At 39.3% G+C, this 19,237-nt stretch carries 17 protein-coding genes and 1 pseudogene; 3 read left to right on the top strand and 15 right to left on the bottom strand.

Features of this window, described 5'->3' with window-relative positions:
- Positions 1 to 155: 155 nt before the first annotated feature.
- From fdhF to OO7_RS14485, 14 genes and pseudogenes are all read right to left on the bottom strand, one after another.
- Positions 156 to 2,303, bottom strand: a complete 2,148-nt coding sequence (gene fdhF / locus OO7_RS14415; RefSeq protein WP_083928990.1) for a formate dehydrogenase subunit alpha — start codon at positions 2,301 to 2,303, stop codon at positions 156 to 158.
- A gap of 286 nt (positions 2,304 to 2,589) precedes the next feature.
- Complete coding sequence (hypE, locus tag OO7_RS14425) at positions 2,590 to 3,615, bottom strand: hydrogenase expression/formation protein HypE (protein WP_071524190.1); 1,026 nt, start codon at positions 3,613 to 3,615, stop codon at positions 2,590 to 2,592.
- Entirely contained in the window at positions 3,616 to 4,728 is a 1,113-nt protein-coding gene (hypD, locus tag OO7_RS14430; RefSeq protein ID WP_008916669.1) for a hydrogenase formation protein HypD, read from the bottom strand.
- Entirely contained in the window at positions 4,712 to 5,008 is a 297-nt protein-coding gene (gene hybG / locus OO7_RS14435) for a hydrogenase maturation factor HybG (protein ID WP_008916670.1), read from the bottom strand. The genes hypD and hybG overlap by 17 nt, the downstream gene beginning before the upstream one ends.
- Positions 4,999 to 6,081 (bottom strand): hydrogenase nickel incorporation protein HypB, encoded by a 1,083-nt coding sequence (gene hypB, locus OO7_RS14440; protein WP_008916671.1) that lies wholly within the window; start codon positions 6,079 to 6,081, stop codon positions 4,999 to 5,001. The genes hybG and hypB overlap by 10 nt, the downstream gene beginning before the upstream one ends.
- Before the next feature lie 133 nt (positions 6,082 to 6,214).
- A complete protein-coding gene (hypA, locus tag OO7_RS14445) occupies positions 6,215 to 6,556 on the bottom strand; it encodes a hydrogenase maturation nickel metallochaperone HypA (protein ID WP_008916672.1) in 342 nt (113 codons plus the stop codon).
- Positions 6,549 to 7,040: a hydrogenase-2 assembly chaperone gene (gene hybE / locus OO7_RS14450; RefSeq protein WP_008916673.1), complete on the bottom strand. Its 492-nt coding sequence runs from the start codon at positions 7,038 to 7,040 to the stop codon at positions 6,549 to 6,551. The genes hypA and hybE overlap by 8 nt, the downstream gene beginning before the upstream one ends.
- Position 7,041: 1 nt before the next feature.
- On the bottom strand, positions 7,042 to 7,527 hold the full coding sequence (locus OO7_RS14455; protein WP_008916674.1) for a HyaD/HybD family hydrogenase maturation endopeptidase: 486 nt from the start codon (positions 7,525 to 7,527) through the stop codon (positions 7,042 to 7,044).
- Positions 7,527 to 9,230 (bottom strand): hydrogenase 2 large subunit, encoded by a 1,704-nt coding sequence (gene hybC, locus OO7_RS14460; protein WP_008916675.1) that lies wholly within the window; start codon positions 9,228 to 9,230, stop codon positions 7,527 to 7,529. Before hybC ends, OO7_RS14455 begins: the two co-directional genes overlap by 1 nt.
- On the bottom strand, positions 9,227 to 10,414 hold the full coding sequence (gene hybB / locus OO7_RS14465; protein WP_008916676.1) for a Ni/Fe-hydrogenase cytochrome b subunit: 1,188 nt from the start codon (positions 10,412 to 10,414) through the stop codon (positions 9,227 to 9,229). Before hybB ends, hybC begins: the two co-directional genes overlap by 4 nt.
- On the bottom strand, positions 10,398 to 11,387 hold the full coding sequence (gene hybA / locus OO7_RS14470; protein ID WP_008916677.1) for a hydrogenase 2 operon protein HybA: 990 nt from the start codon (positions 11,385 to 11,387) through the stop codon (positions 10,398 to 10,400). Before hybA ends, hybB begins: the two co-directional genes overlap by 17 nt.
- 2 nt (positions 11,388 to 11,389) lie before the next feature.
- Positions 11,390 to 12,508, bottom strand: a complete 1,119-nt coding sequence (hybO, locus tag OO7_RS14475) for a hydrogenase 2 small subunit (protein WP_008916678.1) — start codon at positions 12,506 to 12,508, stop codon at positions 11,390 to 11,392.
- 452 nt (positions 12,509 to 12,960) lie between these two features.
- Positions 12,961 to 15,239 (bottom strand): annotated as a pseudogene (gene hypF, locus OO7_RS14480) (carbamoyltransferase HypF).
- 104 nt (positions 15,240 to 15,343) lie between these two features.
- Positions 15,344 to 16,000 carry a DUF421 domain-containing protein gene (locus OO7_RS14485; protein WP_008916679.1) on the bottom strand — a complete coding sequence of 219 codons (657 nt, stop codon included), beginning with the start codon at positions 15,998 to 16,000 and terminating at the stop codon, positions 15,344 to 15,346.
- Positions 16,001 to 16,476: 476 nt separating this feature from the next.
- Here OO7_RS14485 and OO7_RS14490 point away from each other — a divergent pair, with 476 nt between their 5' ends.
- Together OO7_RS14490 and OO7_RS14495 are read left to right on the top strand one after the other, a co-directional pair.
- The gene (locus OO7_RS14490; RefSeq protein ID WP_008916680.1) at positions 16,477 to 17,055 is read left to right on the top strand and encodes a lipoprotein; all 579 of its coding nucleotides are present in this window, start codon (positions 16,477 to 16,479) and stop codon (positions 17,053 to 17,055) included.
- A 151-nt stretch (positions 17,056 to 17,206) separates the two neighbouring features.
- On the top strand, positions 17,207 to 17,473 hold the full coding sequence (locus OO7_RS14495; RefSeq protein ID WP_008916681.1) for a DksA/TraR family C4-type zinc finger protein: 267 nt from the start codon (positions 17,207 to 17,209) through the stop codon (positions 17,471 to 17,473).
- A gap of 277 nt (positions 17,474 to 17,750) precedes the next feature.
- Here OO7_RS14495 and hpaR read toward each other — a convergent pair whose 3' ends face one another.
- On the bottom strand, positions 17,751 to 18,203 hold the full coding sequence (gene hpaR, locus OO7_RS14500; protein ID WP_008916682.1) for a homoprotocatechuate degradation operon regulator HpaR: 453 nt from the start codon (positions 18,201 to 18,203) through the stop codon (positions 17,751 to 17,753).
- Between the two features lie 404 nt (positions 18,204 to 18,607).
- On the opposite strand from hpaR, the gene OO7_RS14505 reads away from it, so the two are divergent.
- A complete protein-coding gene (locus OO7_RS14505; RefSeq protein ID WP_008916683.1) occupies positions 18,608 to 19,237 on the top strand; it encodes a fumarylacetoacetate hydrolase family protein in 630 nt (209 codons plus the stop codon).

Consider the following 19,237-nt stretch of genomic DNA (forward strand, 5'->3'; position numbering starts at 1 on the left):
CATAAATATTTTAGAAAATAAGAGTGATATAGTTAAGTTACCAGTAGAGCTTAAACTTAATATAAAAAAGCCCCCAATAATTAACTATTCAATTATTGGGGAGCATTTATTTAACCATCAGCTTTTTCTATAACAATCAAACCAATCATTGAGTTCTAAGCACCTTCAGCTGCTTCGCGTAAACGACGTTTAATTGCCGTATATTCTTGAACAACATAGTGTTCCGCTTTTGGTTGATCTGCTATTGGTTCGACACGCACTGCACAATATTTATATTCTGGTGTTTTCGTTATTGGGCTGAGGTTTTCAGCCACTAACTCATTACAAGCCCCAATCCACCATTGGTAAGTCATATAAACAGCGCCTTTATTTGGTCGGTCACTGATATTAGCTCGGGTAATCACCTTACCTTGTCGTGAACAAACCCATACGAGTTCTTTATTTTTAATACCCAGTGCTTTTGCATCTTCGGTATTAATTTGAATAAAGCCAGGTTCATCCGCTAAGGCAGCCAATGCCTTACAGTTACCCGTCATTGAACGACATGAGTAGTGTCCAACTTCACGTACAGTAGCAAGAACCATTGGGTATTCTGCACTGACTTGGTCAATAGGTGGTCGCCAATCACAAGTAAAGAATTGCCCTTTACCATTTGGTGTATCAAATTGACCACCTTCATAAAGGTATTCTGTTCCTTCACTTTCCAAAGTACGACACGGCCATTGAATATAAGCAAGATCTGCCATTTTTTCGTATGTCGCGCCATAATAGAGAGGACAAAGTTCACGAAGCTCATCCCAAATCTCTTTGGTGTTGTTGTAATGCATCGGGTAGTCCATCGCCGTGGACATCAAGCTAATGATTTGCCAGTCAGTTTTTACATCACCAACAGGTTCTACTGCTTTATAAAAACGTTGGAAACCACGGTCAGCCGATGTATAAACACCTTCATGTTCACCCCATGATGTGGCAGGGAAAATAACATCCGCAATAGCGGCGGTTTTTGTCATAAAGATATCTTGAACAATCAATAGCTCTAACTTGTCGAAAGTCCGACGAATAGTGGCAAGATCAGGCTCAGTTTGTAGTGGATCTTCCCCCATGACATAGTGCGCTTTTAATACACCTTCATCGATAAAGTGAGGAACTTCACTAAGCGGAATACCATTTTCCTCTGGCATCTTTTCAATGCCCCAAAATTCAGCAAATTTCGCCAATGCTTCTTTATCATTAACGTATTGATAACCCGGTAATGTGTTAGGTAGCGCCCCCATATCACAAGCACCTTGTACGTTATTTTGACCACGTACAGGACCTACACCAACATTAGCCTTACCTAAATTACCAGTTAATAAAGCAAGACTTGTCAGTGATTGGACGGTTTCAACCCCTTGATAAAACTGAGTAACCCCCATTCCCCACAGAATTGTTGCTGTTTCAGCATTCGCATACATACGCGCTGTATTACGGATATCTTCAGCTTTAATTCCGGTTATTTCCTCGACAGATTCAGGTGTATAAGGTGCCACTAATGCACAATATTCATCGAATTTTTCAGTGTGTTCTTCAACAAAAGATTTGTCATACAGATTTTCTTCAATAATGACATACGCCAATGCATTCAATAGCGCAATATTAGAACCGTTCTTTAAAGGTAAATGAATATCGGCAATACGTGCTGTTTCAATATAACGGGGGTCACAAACAATAATCTGTGCGCCCTTTTCTTTGGCTCTTAAAATACGGCGAGCAACAATAGGATGTGAGTCTGCGGCATTATAACCGAAGACAAAAATACATTTAGTATCCTCAATTTCAACAATTGAGTTACTCATTGCGCCATTACCGACCGAACGCTGCAGACCTGCAACCGAAGGGCCGTGTCAGACACGCGCACAGCAGTCGATATTGTTACTACCGACAGCAGCACGAACAAATTTTTGCATAACGAAGTTAGCTTCATTACCGGGACCACGTGAAGACCCGGTCGTCATGATAGCCTTTGGACCATATTTTTCTTTAATCGCTAATAGGCGAGAGCTAGCAAATTCAATCGCTTCTTCCCAAGAAACAACCTCTAATTTGCCACCTCGTTGGCGGCGGATCATTGGATTTTTTAAACGTGGTGTTAGAATTTTTGTATCATGAATGAAGTCCCACCCGTAATAACCTTTCAGGCATAACTCCCCTTCATTGGTATGACCATCAGCACCTTCCGCACCAATGATCTTCCCGTTTTCAACCTTCAAGTAGATTTTGCAACCTGAGGCACAATACGGGCAGACTGTGATGACTTTTTCCATCAACATTGCTCCTATGTTTTCATTTAGCGGCAATGCCGCCTTATCCTCCTTATTAATGCAGGGTTTATGCCAGTTTTCACAGCATGACAAAAATTAATTATTTTATTATTTATCAATTAATTACTATTTATACCCATGCGTTTTATGACGATAAAATCGAAGGATTCGTCAAAAGTGTCGAAAAGCGGTTAATTGAGGGATCACTGAAGATATTGTGTTCATCTTCAGTGAGTTAATTTCATTGCGAATATAGAAGAGAAGTTATTATCTTAGCTAAAGTAAAAAATTAGCAAATACGCGGCAATGGCTCGCTATGCGGGAAATCTAATAACCGCGATGTTCCAAAAATCCCAACAAGCTTCACTTGCTTATTCTTTGTGACGCTGCCAATTGTTTTGGCATTCATGCCAAGAGGATGTTGATGTAATGCAGCCAATACCTGCTCTTCGGCTTCTGGTTTAACCACAATGACTAATTTACCTTCATTGGCAAAATTAAGCGGTTCTAAACCTAATAATTCGCAAACGCCTCGCACAGCAGAAGAAACGGGTAAATCAGCCTCATTCACTGAAATTCCACAGCCGCTTGCTTGAGCAAACTCATGCAATATTGCCGTTACTCCGCCACGCGTTGCATCTCGTAATGCTCGTACACCAGCAATTTCACGTAATGGGGCAATCAAAGGCGTGAGTACAGCACAGTCACTACTCAATTCAGCTTCAAGCCCTAGTTGTTCTCGAAGATTTAAAATAGTGGCACCGTGATCGCCTAATGTTCCACTGACAATCACTTTATCCTCAGGTTGAATTTGCTGTGCCCCCCAATGAATATGAGTTGGGATCACACCAATACCTGCCGTGTTGATAAAAATTTTATCCGCCGCACCACGTTGAACAACTTTGGTATCACCCGTCACGATTTCAACGCCAGCAGCGGAAGCTGTTGCTGCCATTGATTCAACAATAGTTTGTAACTTAGCTAACTCAAATCCTTCTTCCAAAATAAACCCGCAAGAAAGATATTTGGGAATTGCGCCACTCACAGCAACATCATTTACTGTACCGCAAACCGCTAATTTACCAATATTTCCCCCCGGAAAGAAAAGTGGATCAATCACATAGCTATCCGTGCTAAAAGCGAGTTGATCACCTAATGTTGTTAATTCTGCTAAGGATAGCCGAGCTTGATCTTCTCGTTCATTGAGTGCTTGGTTAGCAAAAGCCTGCAAAAATAGTTGCTCAATTAACTGCTGCATTGCTTGCCCGCCACTACCATGTGCCATTGTGACAACATCATTAGCATGAGAACTCATTTATGCCTCCCGGCGATATTGATAATAAGCAGCACAAGCGCCTTCAGAAGAGACCATCAACGCGCCAAATGCTGTTTGTGGCGTACAACGCTGACCAAATAATGGGCACTGACTTGGCTTACAGCGGCCAGTTAAAACATCACCGCAACGGGCTTGTGGATCATCAGAAACTTGATGAGGTTGCACATTAAAACGCAACTCAGCATCAAACGATTTATAATCATTAGTAAGTTGAACACCTGAATCAGCAATTTCACCAAGCCCGCGCCATTCACTGCTTGCCTTTAATTCAAAGACTTCATCTAATGCTTTCATTGCTAAAAGATTGCCACCATCTGCGACAATACGTTTATATTGGTTTTCAACAATACAACGTCTTTCAGCTATTTGATCAACCAACATGGCAATAGATTGCAAAATATCAAGTGGCTCAAAACCCGTCACAACTAAGGGTTTATTGAATTCATCAGTAATGAAACGATAAGGATAAGAACCAATGACCATGCTGACATGGCCTGGTGCTAAAAAGCCATCAATTCGCACATCAGGCTGCTCTAATAAGCTACGAAGCGTTGGAATAATGGTAATATGTTGGCAAAATACCGTGAAATTGTTTAAGTGGCGCAAACGCGCTTGCTGTAAGGTTAATGCCGTACTTGGCATGGTTGTTTCAAAACCAAGCCCAAAGAAAACCACTTCTCTGTCCGGATTTTGTTCTGCTAACGTCAAAGCGTCCAAAGGTGAATAAACGATGCGAACATCTGCGCCTCGGCGTTTAGCATCAAGCAATGAACCGTTTTTACCCGGAACACGCATCGCATCACCATAAGTACAAAAAATGACTTCAGGTCTTTCTGCAATTTCAATGCAACCATCAATGCGCCCCATTGGGAGCACACAAACGGGACAACCAGGCCCATGCACAAACTCAATTTCGGGTGGTAAAAGTTGGTCAATACCAAACTTGAAAATTGCATGAGTGTGCCCACCGCAAACTTCCATAAATTGTAATGGGCGTTGTTTTGCTCTAGGGATTAAAGCGATCCGCTGGCGAATATGATTGAGTAAAACTTTCGCTAAAGCTGGGTCACGAAATTCATCGACATACAGCATCTGTCGCTCCTGAATTTAACCCACTAAAATCACTGACTTGCTCTTCCAACTGGCTCATAGACATCAGCGCATCAAGTGTAGACTGGGCCTCTTCTTCATTGATGATACTCATTGCAAAACCAACATGAACAAGTACCCATTGACCTAATAATTCCGCTGTGTCACCTTCACAGATTAGCCCAATATTAATATCCCGCTTAACACCGCAGACATCAACTTGTGCTAATTGGTGAATGTCTTCACCAACAGCAACAATTTTTCCCGGAATACCTAAGCACATAGCTGTGCCTCAAGCCAAGTAAGCCATGTATCCATACCTTCACCACTTGTAGCTGAAACTTGAATAACTTTAATATCAGGATTAACGCGTTTTGCATAAGAAATGCATGCTTCGACGTCAAATTGCAAATAAGGGAGCAAATCGATTTTGTTTAAAATCATAATATCCGACGCCGCAAACATATGCGGATATTTAATCGGTTTATCTTCCCCTTCAGTGACAGATAAAATAGCAACTTTATGGCGTTCGCCTAAATCAAAACTTGCAGGGCATACCAAATTGCCCACATTTTCAATAAACAGTAAACTATTGTTTTCTAATCCTAAACGTTCCATTGCATCATGGATCATCTGCGCATCTAAATGGCAACCTTTGCCAGTATTGACTTGAATTGCAGGTACACCTGTTTCACGAATTCGCTGCGCATCATTCGTTGTTTGTTGATCACCTTCAATCACAGCACAATTGATTTTTTCACGTAAACGTAACAATGTTTCAGTTAAGAGTGTTGTTTTACCGGAGCCTGGGCTGGAAACAAAATTCAGCGCTAAGATATTTTTTTCATTAAATTCTTCGCGGTTATGTTCAGCAAGATGGTTATTTTTACCTAACACATCCATTTCAATTTGCAGCATACGTTTTTGGCTAATACCGGGTGCATGAGTTCCTGCTTCACCTTGACCATAATCTAAGTCATGATGCTCACCTGTAGGCTGGAAATTATTGTCTGGTACGGCGTAAACGTGTTTGTGTTTATGCTTGTGCTTATGTTTCTGCTTTTTTATTTTTTCATCATTAATCAAAGATGAGCCATATTGGTGATAATGATTATGCACATCACCTTGATGGTAGTAATGATTATGAACAATGACGGTTTGACCTTGCTGCTGATCATGCCCGTGATCACTATGATGATGGGCATGATGGTGATCGTGACCATCATCGTGACTATGGTGATGATGGTCGTGGCCATGATGATGCCCATGGTCGTGATGTTCATGATCGTGCGAATGATGATGATCATCACCTTCTATTTGACGTTCGCCTTCTCCACATCCACAAGTACTACACATAAGTTTCACTCCCGACGACAGGTTCTATAAATTATTTTAATAAATAATCAAAAAAATGGGTTGATGCACCTCAAAGTCAGTCATGATAATTATGATTAATTCGACTTATTTAGATGCTCTATTGATGAAAAAATCATTCAACTTCTAATTCCTTGATTTTTAAATGATCACCACCTTCAACCTTAAGATTTAACCCATGACATTTAGGGCAAGTTGAATGATATTCACTCACTTCAATCGCTTCGCTACAATCCCAGCACCACGCTTTTGCTGGCTGATAAGCAATGTGTAATTGGCATCCTTGCGCAACAGTTCCCTGACAAGCAATTTCAAAACAAAAACGAAAAGTGCTTTCCTCAACACAAGAAAGCGAGCCAATAGCTAGCCAGACCGCCGTCACTTTATTGACAGCATAGAGTTTGACTTGCTCTTCAATAATTTCTATTGCACTTTGACATAAAGACACTTCATGCATCTTTCCCCCCTAGATGGCGAGTAAATAACGCCCGCCGCTCTGGTGATCTAGGAACATTGGGATCAACAATAGGTAATGACAATAAAATACGTAAGCAATCATCCGCTAATTGCTGCCCTTGCTCGCGACTTAATGTTCTATCGAGTGGAGACATCAAGGAGCAAGCAAGGTATTGAGTCAGCTCATCTAATTCACCTACGGTATAAGTCATCTCACCATAAGGCAGTTTCAGCCCGATTTTGTCGCCTATAGTTCGATGCGGCCAATATTGATTAATGCCGGGTAGAATAATGGCACTCAGCATCCACGGCGTCACAACCACGCCTACCCACTGATTTTCAAATAACGTAAACTCACTCGCATAAATACACATACTAGGATGAAGAAATGAAAGGTCATGCATCTCGAGCTTGGAGACACGTTCGAATGCAGCTTGTACCAATGCTTGCGGATTTTGATCATACCCTTCAATATCATCTAACATGTTAATTCTCTTCTTTTTCAAGGATGTCTAAGCCTTCACTACGCAATACTTCAATCACTTTTTGTAGCGCAGGTTCAAGTGCCGCTTGCCCAACTTTTGTTAAACCAATTCGGGGTTCTAATGACTCAGGCACAATACCTACTAAAGTTAAACGTTGTGGAAATTCATCAGTGAGATGTAATGCAGAAAGCACATCTGATAAACCTAATTGATGAGGAGAAATTTTTCGAGTAAAAAGTGCCGGAACTTCATGATCTTTTAAGATTAAAATCGTACCGGCAGGTTGGCTAGACAGCACTACATCAGCAATAATTAAATGGTCACGATCTGCCATTGCACCAATCAATTCCATGCCTGCTGTGCCGCCATCTAAAACTTCAACACATTCAGGTAATTGATAACGCTTCTCCAACGCTTCAACAATGCGCACACCAATACCTTCATCACTCAATAAAATATTACCAACACCTAGAACTAAAATACGCATTACAGCACCTTAACCTTAGTGACCTCGGAACCTTCAGTATCAACAATATGTACAGCACAAGACATACACGGATCGAATGAGTGAATGGTTCGTACTACCTCAAGGGGTTTGGCAGGATCGGCAATAGTTGTTCCGACTAAAGCTTGCTCATACGGTCCCGGTTCATCATTAAAATTACGTGGGCCTGAATTCCAAGTTGAAGGAACAACTGCTTGGTAATTTTCAATTTTACCGTCTTTAATCACAACCCAATGTGACAACAACCCACGAGGAACCTCACCAAAACCCACACCTTTAATCACGGTATTTTCAGGGAAGTTAGGTTTAACAAATGTAGTCACATCACCTTTACCAACATTCTCAACTAATGCTTGCCATTGGATAGATAATGATTCATTTAATACGCAGCAACGCACACTGCGACCAATAATACGGCCCAATGTAGAATGCAGTTGATCAGTACTAATGCTATTGCCTGTTAGGGTTTGATAAAGACTAACGACGTCATTGAAATGTTTTTCTGTTGGCTCATGTTTTGCAGCAAGTTTGCACAGCAAGTCAGCTAGTGGACCCACTTCAACGGTTTTATCATAGAAAGTCGGTGCTTTAACCCACGAATATTTACCATCATCATCCCAGCCAGTATAGTCAGGATTTGTCGTCCCTTCCCATGGCGCTTGTGGTTCATTCTCTTTGTACCATGCATGTTTACTGCTTTCTTTAATGCCATTAATCACATACTCATCTGTATGACTGGTAATAGGCCGATAAGTACTAAAATCACCATTTTCAAGATAACCACCCGGTAACAAGAAACTGCCATTTTTCCCATCCATAGGTAGCTCAGGCATACACATATAATGTTTTGCACCACAGCCCATTCCCAGCCATTCAGGATAGCCGGCAGCAATGACGGCGGTGTCAATCTTGTAAACTTGTTCAATAAAATCACTTAGGCGATCAATAAATGATTTCACATACATTAATCGTTCAAGGTTTAATACCGCAATTCCATCAAGATTAATAGGATTAGCAACACCACCGACAGCTAAATTTTGAATATGAGGTGTTTTCCCCCCTAATAACGCCACTATACGGTTTGCATCACGCTGACATTCTAAGGCTTGTAGATAATGTGCAACTGCAATCAAATTCACTTCTGGCGAGAGCTTCATCGCAGGATGCCCCCAATAGCCATTAGCAAAAATACCGAGTTGCCCACTTGCCACCAGTTTTTTTATTTTATCTTGTACCCGTGTGAACTCTTCTGGGCTATTCAATGGCCATGTTGAGATACCTTGTAATATTTCAGCCGCTTTATTGGGATCAGCATTTAGGGCGGAAGTAATATCAACCCAATCTAATGCAGATAATTGATAAAAATGAACAATATGGTCTTGGATTGTATGTGCCGCTAAAATCATATTACGGATATATTGTGCATTTACGGGCACATCAATATTCAGTGCACTTTCAATCGCTCGGACAGAAATAATGCCGTGTACAGTTGTACACACACCACAAATACGCTGCATGATCATCCAAGCATCACGCGCATCTTTACCTTTGACGATTTCTTCCATTCCGCGCCACATCGTACCGGAAGCCCACGCTTTAGTGACTTTTCCATTTTCAATTTCGCAATCAATGCGTAAATGGCCTTCAATACGAGTGACCGGATCAATTGTTATACGTTGGCTCATGCTTTACCTCGGGCCGGAGAATGATTCGAATGAGAGTTTTTTAATGCTGGAATAACAGGTAATAAGCGGATCAATAAGATATAAGCGCATATCTCAACCGCCACAAACCCGACAGAAATCAAAATTTCTTCTGTTGTTGGGAAGTAGTGATATCCATCCCCGGGATTGAGTGCAACAAGTGAATAGTTCATCCGCCACAAGCCCGCGCCTAATAACAAACTTAGGCCACAGATATACAGCCAGCGTGGGTCTTGTCGTAAAGACGCAACGCGAAAAATAACCAGAGGAAAAGCAAGTAATATCGTTTCAATCCAAAATAAGATTGAATAGAAATCGAGTGACATCACATTGTGCATTTTTCCGTGATAAATCAATTCACCGAAACGACAGACTAAAAATATGACGAGAAAAACCTGAAGAATGTACGTCAAGCGAACAAAGAGTGGTCTTTCATCGGCACCTTGACCTCTTAAGGCTACTTGCAGCAAAGAACCTTCAAAAATTAAAATAGAAAAGCCCAAGATAAAAGCCGTTAACAATGAAAAGAGCGGTAACATTTCATAGCTTTGCCAGATGGGGTGCACTTTATAACCGGCAACTATCATCAATGATCCCATTGAAGATTGGTGCATCATTGGTAATAATGCTCCAAGTGCAATGATAATAAACATCACTTTATTCAAGCGTTTTAATGAGACTTTCCAACCAAATCTTTCACATAAAGCAGGGGCAAACTCTAGAGCCATTATCCCGATATAAATTGTCATACAGACTGCGGTTTCAAATAATACTGAGTTAGTATTGAAATATTCGGGGATAAAGAAATAAGGCAAATTCCAGTAGCGACCAACATCAATCGTAATTGACAAGCCACCAAGGGAATAACCAAATAAACTGGCTAATAATGCAGATCGTACTAATGGGTGATACTCACCTCGATTACAAACATAGACCGCCCATGCTAACGCCCAGCCACCACAAGCGAAACCTGTAGCAACTAACAAGTCAAAAGAGATCCAAATTCCCCAAGGATAACCACCATTTAAATCAGATACGGAAGCTAACCCAAAAATCAGTCTCTTAATAATCAAAAATACACATATCAGAACAAATGGACCAAAAACTATCACAGGCCAACTCACTAACCGCCCACCAAGTGGCTGTTCTTTATGATGCGTCGTCATGATGATCGTCTCCTTTATTCTTATCTTTCTTGGTATTACGATGCACTAAGAAACTCAAACCCGCTAAGGCGGCCAGAGGCAAGATCATTCCTTTATATAAAGTGTGTTGGATATGTTCAGAACGCGCCCCTGTAGAAAGTTGTTCCAATTCAGGTAAACCAAGATTTTGATAAGGCACACCAGATAAAACCATCACCTGTGTTCCGCCTCCTTCAAGCTCACCATAAACATGCATTTCATATTTTGGTACTTGGGCTAAATTCGGGTCGTTACTGTGTAATGTTTGCCGCGGATAGGGATATTCACTCCCTGCTTTAAGTTCTAAACGTTTTTGGGCTTCAGTTAATAGCTCCTCACGAGTACCAAAAATAACAGCACCTGTAGGACACACTTCAACACATCCCGGCAAACCCCCTTTATCTAAACGCTCTACACCTTTTTGATTACATAACTCACATTTATGAATTGCACCAAACTTGTCATTGTATGCATATTTCGGAACATTAAATGGGCAAGCAACCATACAATAACGGCACCCCGTACAAATGCTGGCGTCATAATGTACAATGCCTGTTTTAGGATCTTTGGTGAGTGCTGAGACGGGACAAACTGAAACGCAGTTAGGATCAACACAGTGCATACACTGTTTTTTGATATAGGCATAACCCTCTTTTTCTTGGTCTTTATGAATACCTTTGCCACTACTCCAAACTTGAATAATATTATTGGTATAGGGCGTTAGTTTATCGTTATTTGACCAAGTTTTTTCGCCAACGGGGTTAAGCTCCGTACTATTGATCTCTTGGCATTTAGCCACACAAGCTTGACACCCAACACACAAGGTTGAGTCATAAAGCATGCCGAGAGAATTGGGGATAGGCGGTCTATTTTTTGCCTCAGCAAAACTCGTCGAGGAAGTTCCCGCTAATAGCATCCCTCCCGCTGAGATTTTAAGGAAATTTCGTCTATTCACGGTTATTCTCCCCGTGAGTCTTGATCATTCTGCCGTTTTTGCCGTCCTAATTCACGAACAGCCATGACACTGACACCTGCAACCAACCCAACTACACCACCAATTAAACCTATAGCTGTTGAGGAAATAGTGCCACCTTCACGGTTATTGAGGTCTGGCTTATCAACCCTAGGTGTTGGGTTTTCCACATTGGCAAGCTGGTGGATACCTTTATGGAATCCAACATTTTCCTCATTACAGCCATAACATGGGTGACCAATAGCAACCGGCCAAACACCGCCGACATCACAAAATTGCAATGTAGAGCAGTTACCGTAAGTCTCTGGGCCTTTACAACCTAAATGGTATAAACACCAACCTTGACGATGACCTTCATCACCAAATTCTTTCGCGAAACGGCCGGCATCAAAGTGCGGACGTCGTTCACAATGTTCATGAATAAGACGACCATAAGCAAATAATGGACGATTTTTGCTATCCAGTTTTGGTGCAGTATTGAACGTAATAATATGCGCCACTGTTGCTAAGAAGTTATGTGGATTTGGTGGACAACCCGGAATGTTAATCACAGTTTTATCGGTAATGACTTCATTCAAGCCTACCGCCCCAGTTGGGTTACTCCCCGCAGCGGCGACACCACCCCAAGAAGCACATGACCCAATGGCAATAACAGCAGCAGCATGTTCGGCAACTTCACGAATATGCTCAACAATTGGCTTACCTGCAACCATGCAGTAAATACCGTTATCTTTTAGTGGGATAGAACCATCAACAACAAGAACATATTTTCCTTTGTATTTCTCAATCGCATTATGTTTATTCTGCTCAACTTGTTCTCCAAAAGCCGCAGATAACACTTCATGATATTCAAGCGAAATAGTATCAAGGATAAGATTTTCAAGCGTTGGGTGCGTTGCGCATAATAATGATTCTGTACAACCTGTGCATTCTTGTGCACCAATCCAAATTACAGGAGGGCGCCCTGGATCACTCACTGCATCTGCCATTTGTGCCGCAGCTTTACTGCTTAAACCCATTGTTGCTGCCAGTGCAGTGCATAATTTCATAAAATCACGACGACTAATGCCGTGAGGAGAAATAATAGTATTCTCTCCAGCCATTCGATTTTCCTATTATATTATTATGAGAACCTCAATATATGAAAATAATCCTATTCCTCATTTATTTTAATCAATTGATCTTCATCAACAGGAAAGATAATAAATATAAAAATTTATATAACTGATAGAAGAAACGATTCAGCATAATAATTAAAGCAAAACGGTTTACATCATAAATCAATATTAAAAATCAAATTATAAATAAGAAAGAATAAAGATAATAAAATAAAAACAATGAGTTAAATATTATCACACTCTACATCAATTTATCCATACCATCATTTATTTAAAAAATGATATAGAACAATAAAATTAAAATCAGTAAATAAGAATCAATATCAAAATAATAAAAGTCTCATTAAATAATAAAGCTAAATATATATACTTAGAGTTATACAATTAAAATAATGATAAGAAATAGATCAATATATTGAGTAATATAAACTCGTGATTTACTGCTTAATAAATTTTGCAGCGGTAATAATCGCTTGCCCCAATGCTAACCCACCATCTCCCATAGGAAGCTGATGAGCATGAAGAACCTCTAAAGGTTGTAATTTTTCAATAATAAGGTTTCTCAATAGCTGATTATGCATCACGCCACCAGAGAGAACGATACGATTAATATGATATTGTTCAGCAAATTTATGTGCTAAATCTGCAAAACCTTGCGCTAATGCTTGATGAAAAGCCATCGCTCGTTGTTCAATCAGTGCCTGATAATTAATCCATTGCTGCCAAAATGTCACTAAATCAAGAGTCTGCCCAACAACAGGTAACGTCACGGGATGCTCATAATCTTTACAATCTAAAGCCAGTGCTTCAAGCTGACAAGCAGCCTCACCTTCCCAACTTGTCTCTTGCGGGCAGATACCCAATGCAGCGGCAACCGCATCAAAGAGGCGCCCAGCAGAAGAGGCTAAAGGGGAGTTAATTTTTGATCAACCATCTTTTGCATAATATGGCAAGGATAAGGCGCTAACGCATCCGCAATATCCTGCTGCTGCCAATTAGGTAAAAAATGATGTAAATGAGCAAATAAATTACGCCAAGGTTGACGAGAAGCCATATTACCGCCCGGCATAGCAACAGCGGGTAATCCGCCTAAATATTGGCTAGAGGTATAATCAATTAATAAACATTCACCGCCCCATAAACGGTTATCATCGCCATAACCTAGACCATCTAGTGCTAATCCAATGACTTTTTCATCCCCTAAAGGAATACCATGTTCAACCATTGCAGCTGCAATATGGGCATGATGATGCTGAATATATTCAACAGGAATATTTGATTGAGATGATAATTGTTGAGCATATTGATGACTGATATAACTTGGATGCATATCCGCTGCAATAATAGCAGGTGTAAAACGATAGATTGATTTAAATAGTTGAATTGTCTTTTGATATTGGTGGAAAATATCAATATCTTCAAGATCACCAAAATGCTGGCTGATAACGGCATTTTTGTCGCGTAATAAGCAAAATGTATTTTTTAAATCTGCCCCTAGTGCCAATATTGATGGTGATTGCTCAAAACCTGCGGGTAATTCAATTGCATCTGGCACATAGCCTCTGGCACGGCGAAGCATTTCAGCTTGTCCAGCATCATAACGTACCAATGAATCATCAGCGCGTTGAATAATATCTCTATTATGCATAAGCCACACATCAGCAATATCCGCTAAATCAGTCAGCGCTTCCTCATTTGTTAAAGCTGGCGGTTTACCGGAAGCATTTCCTGAAGTCATAATTAATGGGCGCTTTATTGCATCCATAAGTAAAATTTGTAATGGATTTGATGGCAACATAATTCCCAATTCACGTAAATTAGGAGCAATTTCTCGACTTAATTGACTATTTTCCCACTGTTTTAATAACACAATTGGCGCTGCGCTACTTTTTAATAACGCACGTAAACCATCACAAATGTTAACACCTTGTTCATTTAGCCATTCAAGCGATGGGATCATCACCGCAAAAGGTTTTGTTGGGCGATTTTTACGCTGGCGTAACTGTCTAATAGCGTCATCATTTGTGGCATCACAGGCGAGATGAAAGCCGCCTAATCCTTTAATCGCAACAACATCACCTTGTAAGATCCGAGCAACGGTTTCTGTTAATGCCACTTGTTCAATCGCTAACATTCTCCCTGTATTATCATAAAGTTTAATTTGCGGGCCACAATCTGGGCAGGCATTAGGCTGGGCATGAAATCGGCGGTCGGCGGGTGATTCATATTCTTGTAAGCAATTAGGGCACAACAAAAAATCAGCCATTGCTGTATTAGGCCTGTCATAAGGCATTTGCCGAATAATGGTAAAGCGCGGGCCACAATGGGTACAATTTGTGAAAGGATAATGAAATCTGCGGTTATTTGGCTCCAATAGGTCACGCTGACAAGCACTACACGTCGCGGCATCTGGTATAACTTGTGTATCCATACGCCCCGTTCCGCTATGACGAATGGTAAAACGGTCTGGAGATTGCGCCCACTCATGAGGCTGTGATTGAATGCTATCAATATGCGCTAAAGGTGGGCAATGTTGGTGCAACAAACGGGTAAATTCACGAATATCAGCATCCGCAAGCAACCTCACTAATACGCCTTCTCCATCATTGCAAACATCCCCATTCAATCCACATTGATGAGCAAGTTGCCATACATAAGGGCGAAAACCAACACCTTGCACTTTTCCTTTAATCCGAAGTTGTATTCCTTTGGTCACTGGCGCCCCCACGTATTATTTTTACAACAATATTTACGCCACTTAATGAATAATGCTTAAGTTCAGATCAAAAAAATGGAAGATAGCGTAAAGCATTGGAGAGATCACTTCTGTATCTTGCCATTTTGCAGAATAAACTTCACTTTGCCTTGCCAAAATTCAGCCAAAAAAATGTCATCAGGTTGGGTAATACCTTGCGCTTTCATCTGTTCCTTTAGCCAATCTTCATCTTTTTCTATTGAAGCCAGTTCACTCGTTCTTGCCACTCCATCTTTCATAATAATGACAGATGGCATATTGGTAGGATCACAAATAACCGTCAGTTGCCCATCGGGTTCAATCTGCGCATAATAAATTTCTTGAAAAGAATGAATACCTTGCGCATGAATTCGCGAGGAGATATTTAAAATATCTATTTTATTTCTTTTTGACAAAATATTGTCCATAATAAAGTTGCCTTTATGAATAATAGGGATTGGGTTCCCTATCGCAACATTACGGAAAAAATTGAATTTTTTTGTCAAATAATTTAGTGACGAAATGAAGCAAACACCGATAATAAGCAAGGTAATATATTGTTGTAATGGAATCGTATCACTATAAATTACACCGCCAATAATCCCCCCCAAAACAAAGTTACCAATAAAATCAATCGGTGTCATTTGTGATAATTGGGTTTTACCTGAAATATTCATATGTATTATAACAATAGCAAAACCGATTAAAAATTTAACAATAACAAGTAAATAGTAATAATTCATATTATATTTCCCTAAGCATCCCTTTCAGTAAATAATTTAAATTACATTTTAATAACAAACGAAACTATTTTTAAGCCTGCTTAGTCACATAAGAGCTGTACTTTCAATTAGCAAAAGAGAACCCAGTTTATTTGAGTAGTATTAAAATATCATATAGATCAAAAAGTAAATATTGATATGAGTCATTAAATTGAACTACATTTTAAGAATATTACTATGACAGTTTTATGAACACTTTATTTTCAATTAATGCAAATATGAGTTATATTTAAGTATGTGTATTGTTTTAAATTAGCGCTCAAATAATTCATAAGCCTAGGTTTGATAGCAGGAATGACCAATAATATTGTCATCGTTAAGTTATTCAGAAATGCTATTTTATCAATTCGTATCGACAGCAGTAATTTATAATTTGGCAAAAATATGTTTCAATAATGAAACTAAACCATTACCACATCATTATGAAGGAAATATCTATGAAAAAGAAAATATTAGGTTCTCTTATTCTAGCTGGTATTATCGCAATGGCAGCGGGTTGTGACGACTCTTCAAAAACAGATAAAACCGTAAAGCAAGTCGAAGAGCAAGCTGAACAACTAAAAGATGCGGGTAAACAAAAAGCAGCTGAGATTACAGATGGTGCTAAAGAAAAAGCAACAGAACTCACTGACAGCGCAAAAGAAAAAGCGGATGAAATTGAGAAAAAAAGTGCTGAAAAAGCCGATGAATTAGCCGATAAAGCAAAAGACTTAAAAGAGAGCACTGAGAAAAAAGCAGAGGAACTGACCGACTCTGCAAAAGAAAAAACGGCTGAATTAAATGATAAAGCCGCTGAAAAAGCCGATGAGATATCCGCTAAAGCAAAAGAGCTAAAAGAAAATACTGAGAAAAAAGCAGAAGAATTCTCTGAATCAGCAAAAGATAAAACTGCCGAGTTATCTGATAAAGCATCTGAAAAATCACAAGAAATAAAAACTGATGCCATTGATAAGGCAGATGATCTCGCCACTGATTTAAAAGATAAAACTGATAAACTAAAATCAGAAAATAAATAATATTACTCGTCATAACTCTATGACTTATTTATAAAATATCCTTCATATTAAGTGAAGGATATTTTATCCTCAATAAATTTAATAAGCTTGAATTTATTTTTTCTACCCAATATAGATAATAATCGACGTTTTTTTATACGGAGTGAAGATTATGGCTACAGGTTGGGCAAATGAAAATGCGGTACAAGAACAAATTGATGCAACTTTAGATGATGCAATCGCTAAAGCGCGTAGCCAATTACATTCAGGTGAAAGTCTGCAATTTTGTGAAGAATGTGGAGATGAGATTCCGATTGCTCGTCGCCAAGCACTTCTTGGTGTAAGACTTTGCGTTACATGTCAAAATAATCTTGATAAGAAAAATACAGCATTCAGTGGCTATAATCGTCGAGGAAGTAAAGACAGTCAGTTAAGATAATAATTAAATTAAATCAGCTATTAAATTTAAATCAATAAAATGTTATTTCTATTATTACAATCGCAAGAATAAACTCAATAACATAATTGTTATTCTTAATTCTCGATAGAAAATTCCCAATCTTACAAATAATATCCGCTTTTATTTATCGCTTATTATTTCCCTTTAATTAATTCGACATTTAATCACATAGAAAATAATGAAAAATTGCACCTTAACAAAGCCATTCTGATTAAGGTGCGATGAGTAAAACGTATTGACGGATAAAATAAAAGGGTTACGCGCTCTCTTTTTTATCCATAATATGGCTGTAATCTGGGCTTTCTAAAGCAATCAATTCATCAAGTAGCTCTGTTAGGCGTTGCATTTTTTCATGGGAAAAAGCTTGCTCAATTTTTTGATAACCTTCTTCTACTTCTTGACGTGCTTTATCATACAGCGTTTGCCCACTCGGCGTCAGAGAAACATAAAGTTTACGTTGATCATTGAGTGGTTTTAAACGGAATATCAGCCCTTCTCTCTCCATTCTTGTCAAAATGCCGGTTAAACTTGGGCGCAAAATGCAGGTTTGAACTGACAACTCATGAAAATCAATAGAGCGCTTGTCAGCAAGCACCCGAATAATACGCCATTGCTGTTCAGTCAAATTATATGACTTTAGAATAGGACGAAAGAACCCCATTGCGGTCTCTCTTGCCTGCAATAATGCAATTGTTAATGATTCATGCATAAGTTTCAAACTCACCACTCTTAATGTTATTTAAGACAAATAATCCATATTACTCAATGCGTTGTGCCTATACAACGCAAGTCCTTTCCTAGCAATAGTTAAATATTTATTAACTTATCATTAAGGTTAGCACGGTATATAACAATCACAAAGAAAAACCACAATATATTAATGAGTAAATAATTAATTTTCACAACACAAAGTTAATAAAAAGTTACATAAAAAAACAATGAAAAATATTAATATACTGAATAACAAAGAATTACATTACACTCAAATGAATATGTTAAAGAGATCACAATTAAAATTAACAATTACGTTACCCTATTGCTAAATCATAATTTATACATTATTAATATGTTAATGAAGATTTGAATCATCGTTTCTCTAATAAGGAGTTGTCAATGAAAGGCACTGTTTTTGCCGTTGCTCTCAACCATCAAAGCCAAGTTACTCACTGGCATGATGCCTTCGAGCAAGCCCCTTATAAAACCCCACCTAAAACACCGGTATGGTTTATTAAGCCACGTAACACACTCATTCATTCAGGTGACAATATCTTGCATCCTGAAGGTGAAAAGGTTCTAAGTGGTGCAACACTGGCACTTATTATTGGTAAAGATGCTAGCAAGGTCAGCAAAGCAGATGCACATCAATATATAGCAGGCTATGCATTAGCGAATGAAGTTAGTCTGCCTGAAGATTCTTTTTATCGTCCTGCAATTAAAGCTAAATGCTGCGATAGTTTTTGCCCTATTGGCGAAATAGTAAAAACATCTCTCACTAGCCCTGTCGATATCATCACGCTTATCAATGGAAAAGAAGTTGATCGTTGGTCAACGAAAGATCTTGTTCGCGATGCAGATGATTTAGTTGCCGCACTGAGTGAATTTGCCACATTAAAAGCTGGCGATGTGATCCTTATGGGCACCCCGCACCAACGTGTAACCATCCAGCCTGGAGATGATGTCGCTATTCAAGCCACAGGTTTCCCTACTCTCACTAATCACGTTGTTGCGGCTGGAGGAAAATAA

Source organism: Providencia sneebia DSM 19967 (genome assembly GCF_000314895.2).
Classification (GTDB): Bacteria; Pseudomonadota; Gammaproteobacteria; order Enterobacterales; family Enterobacteriaceae; genus Providencia; species Providencia sneebia.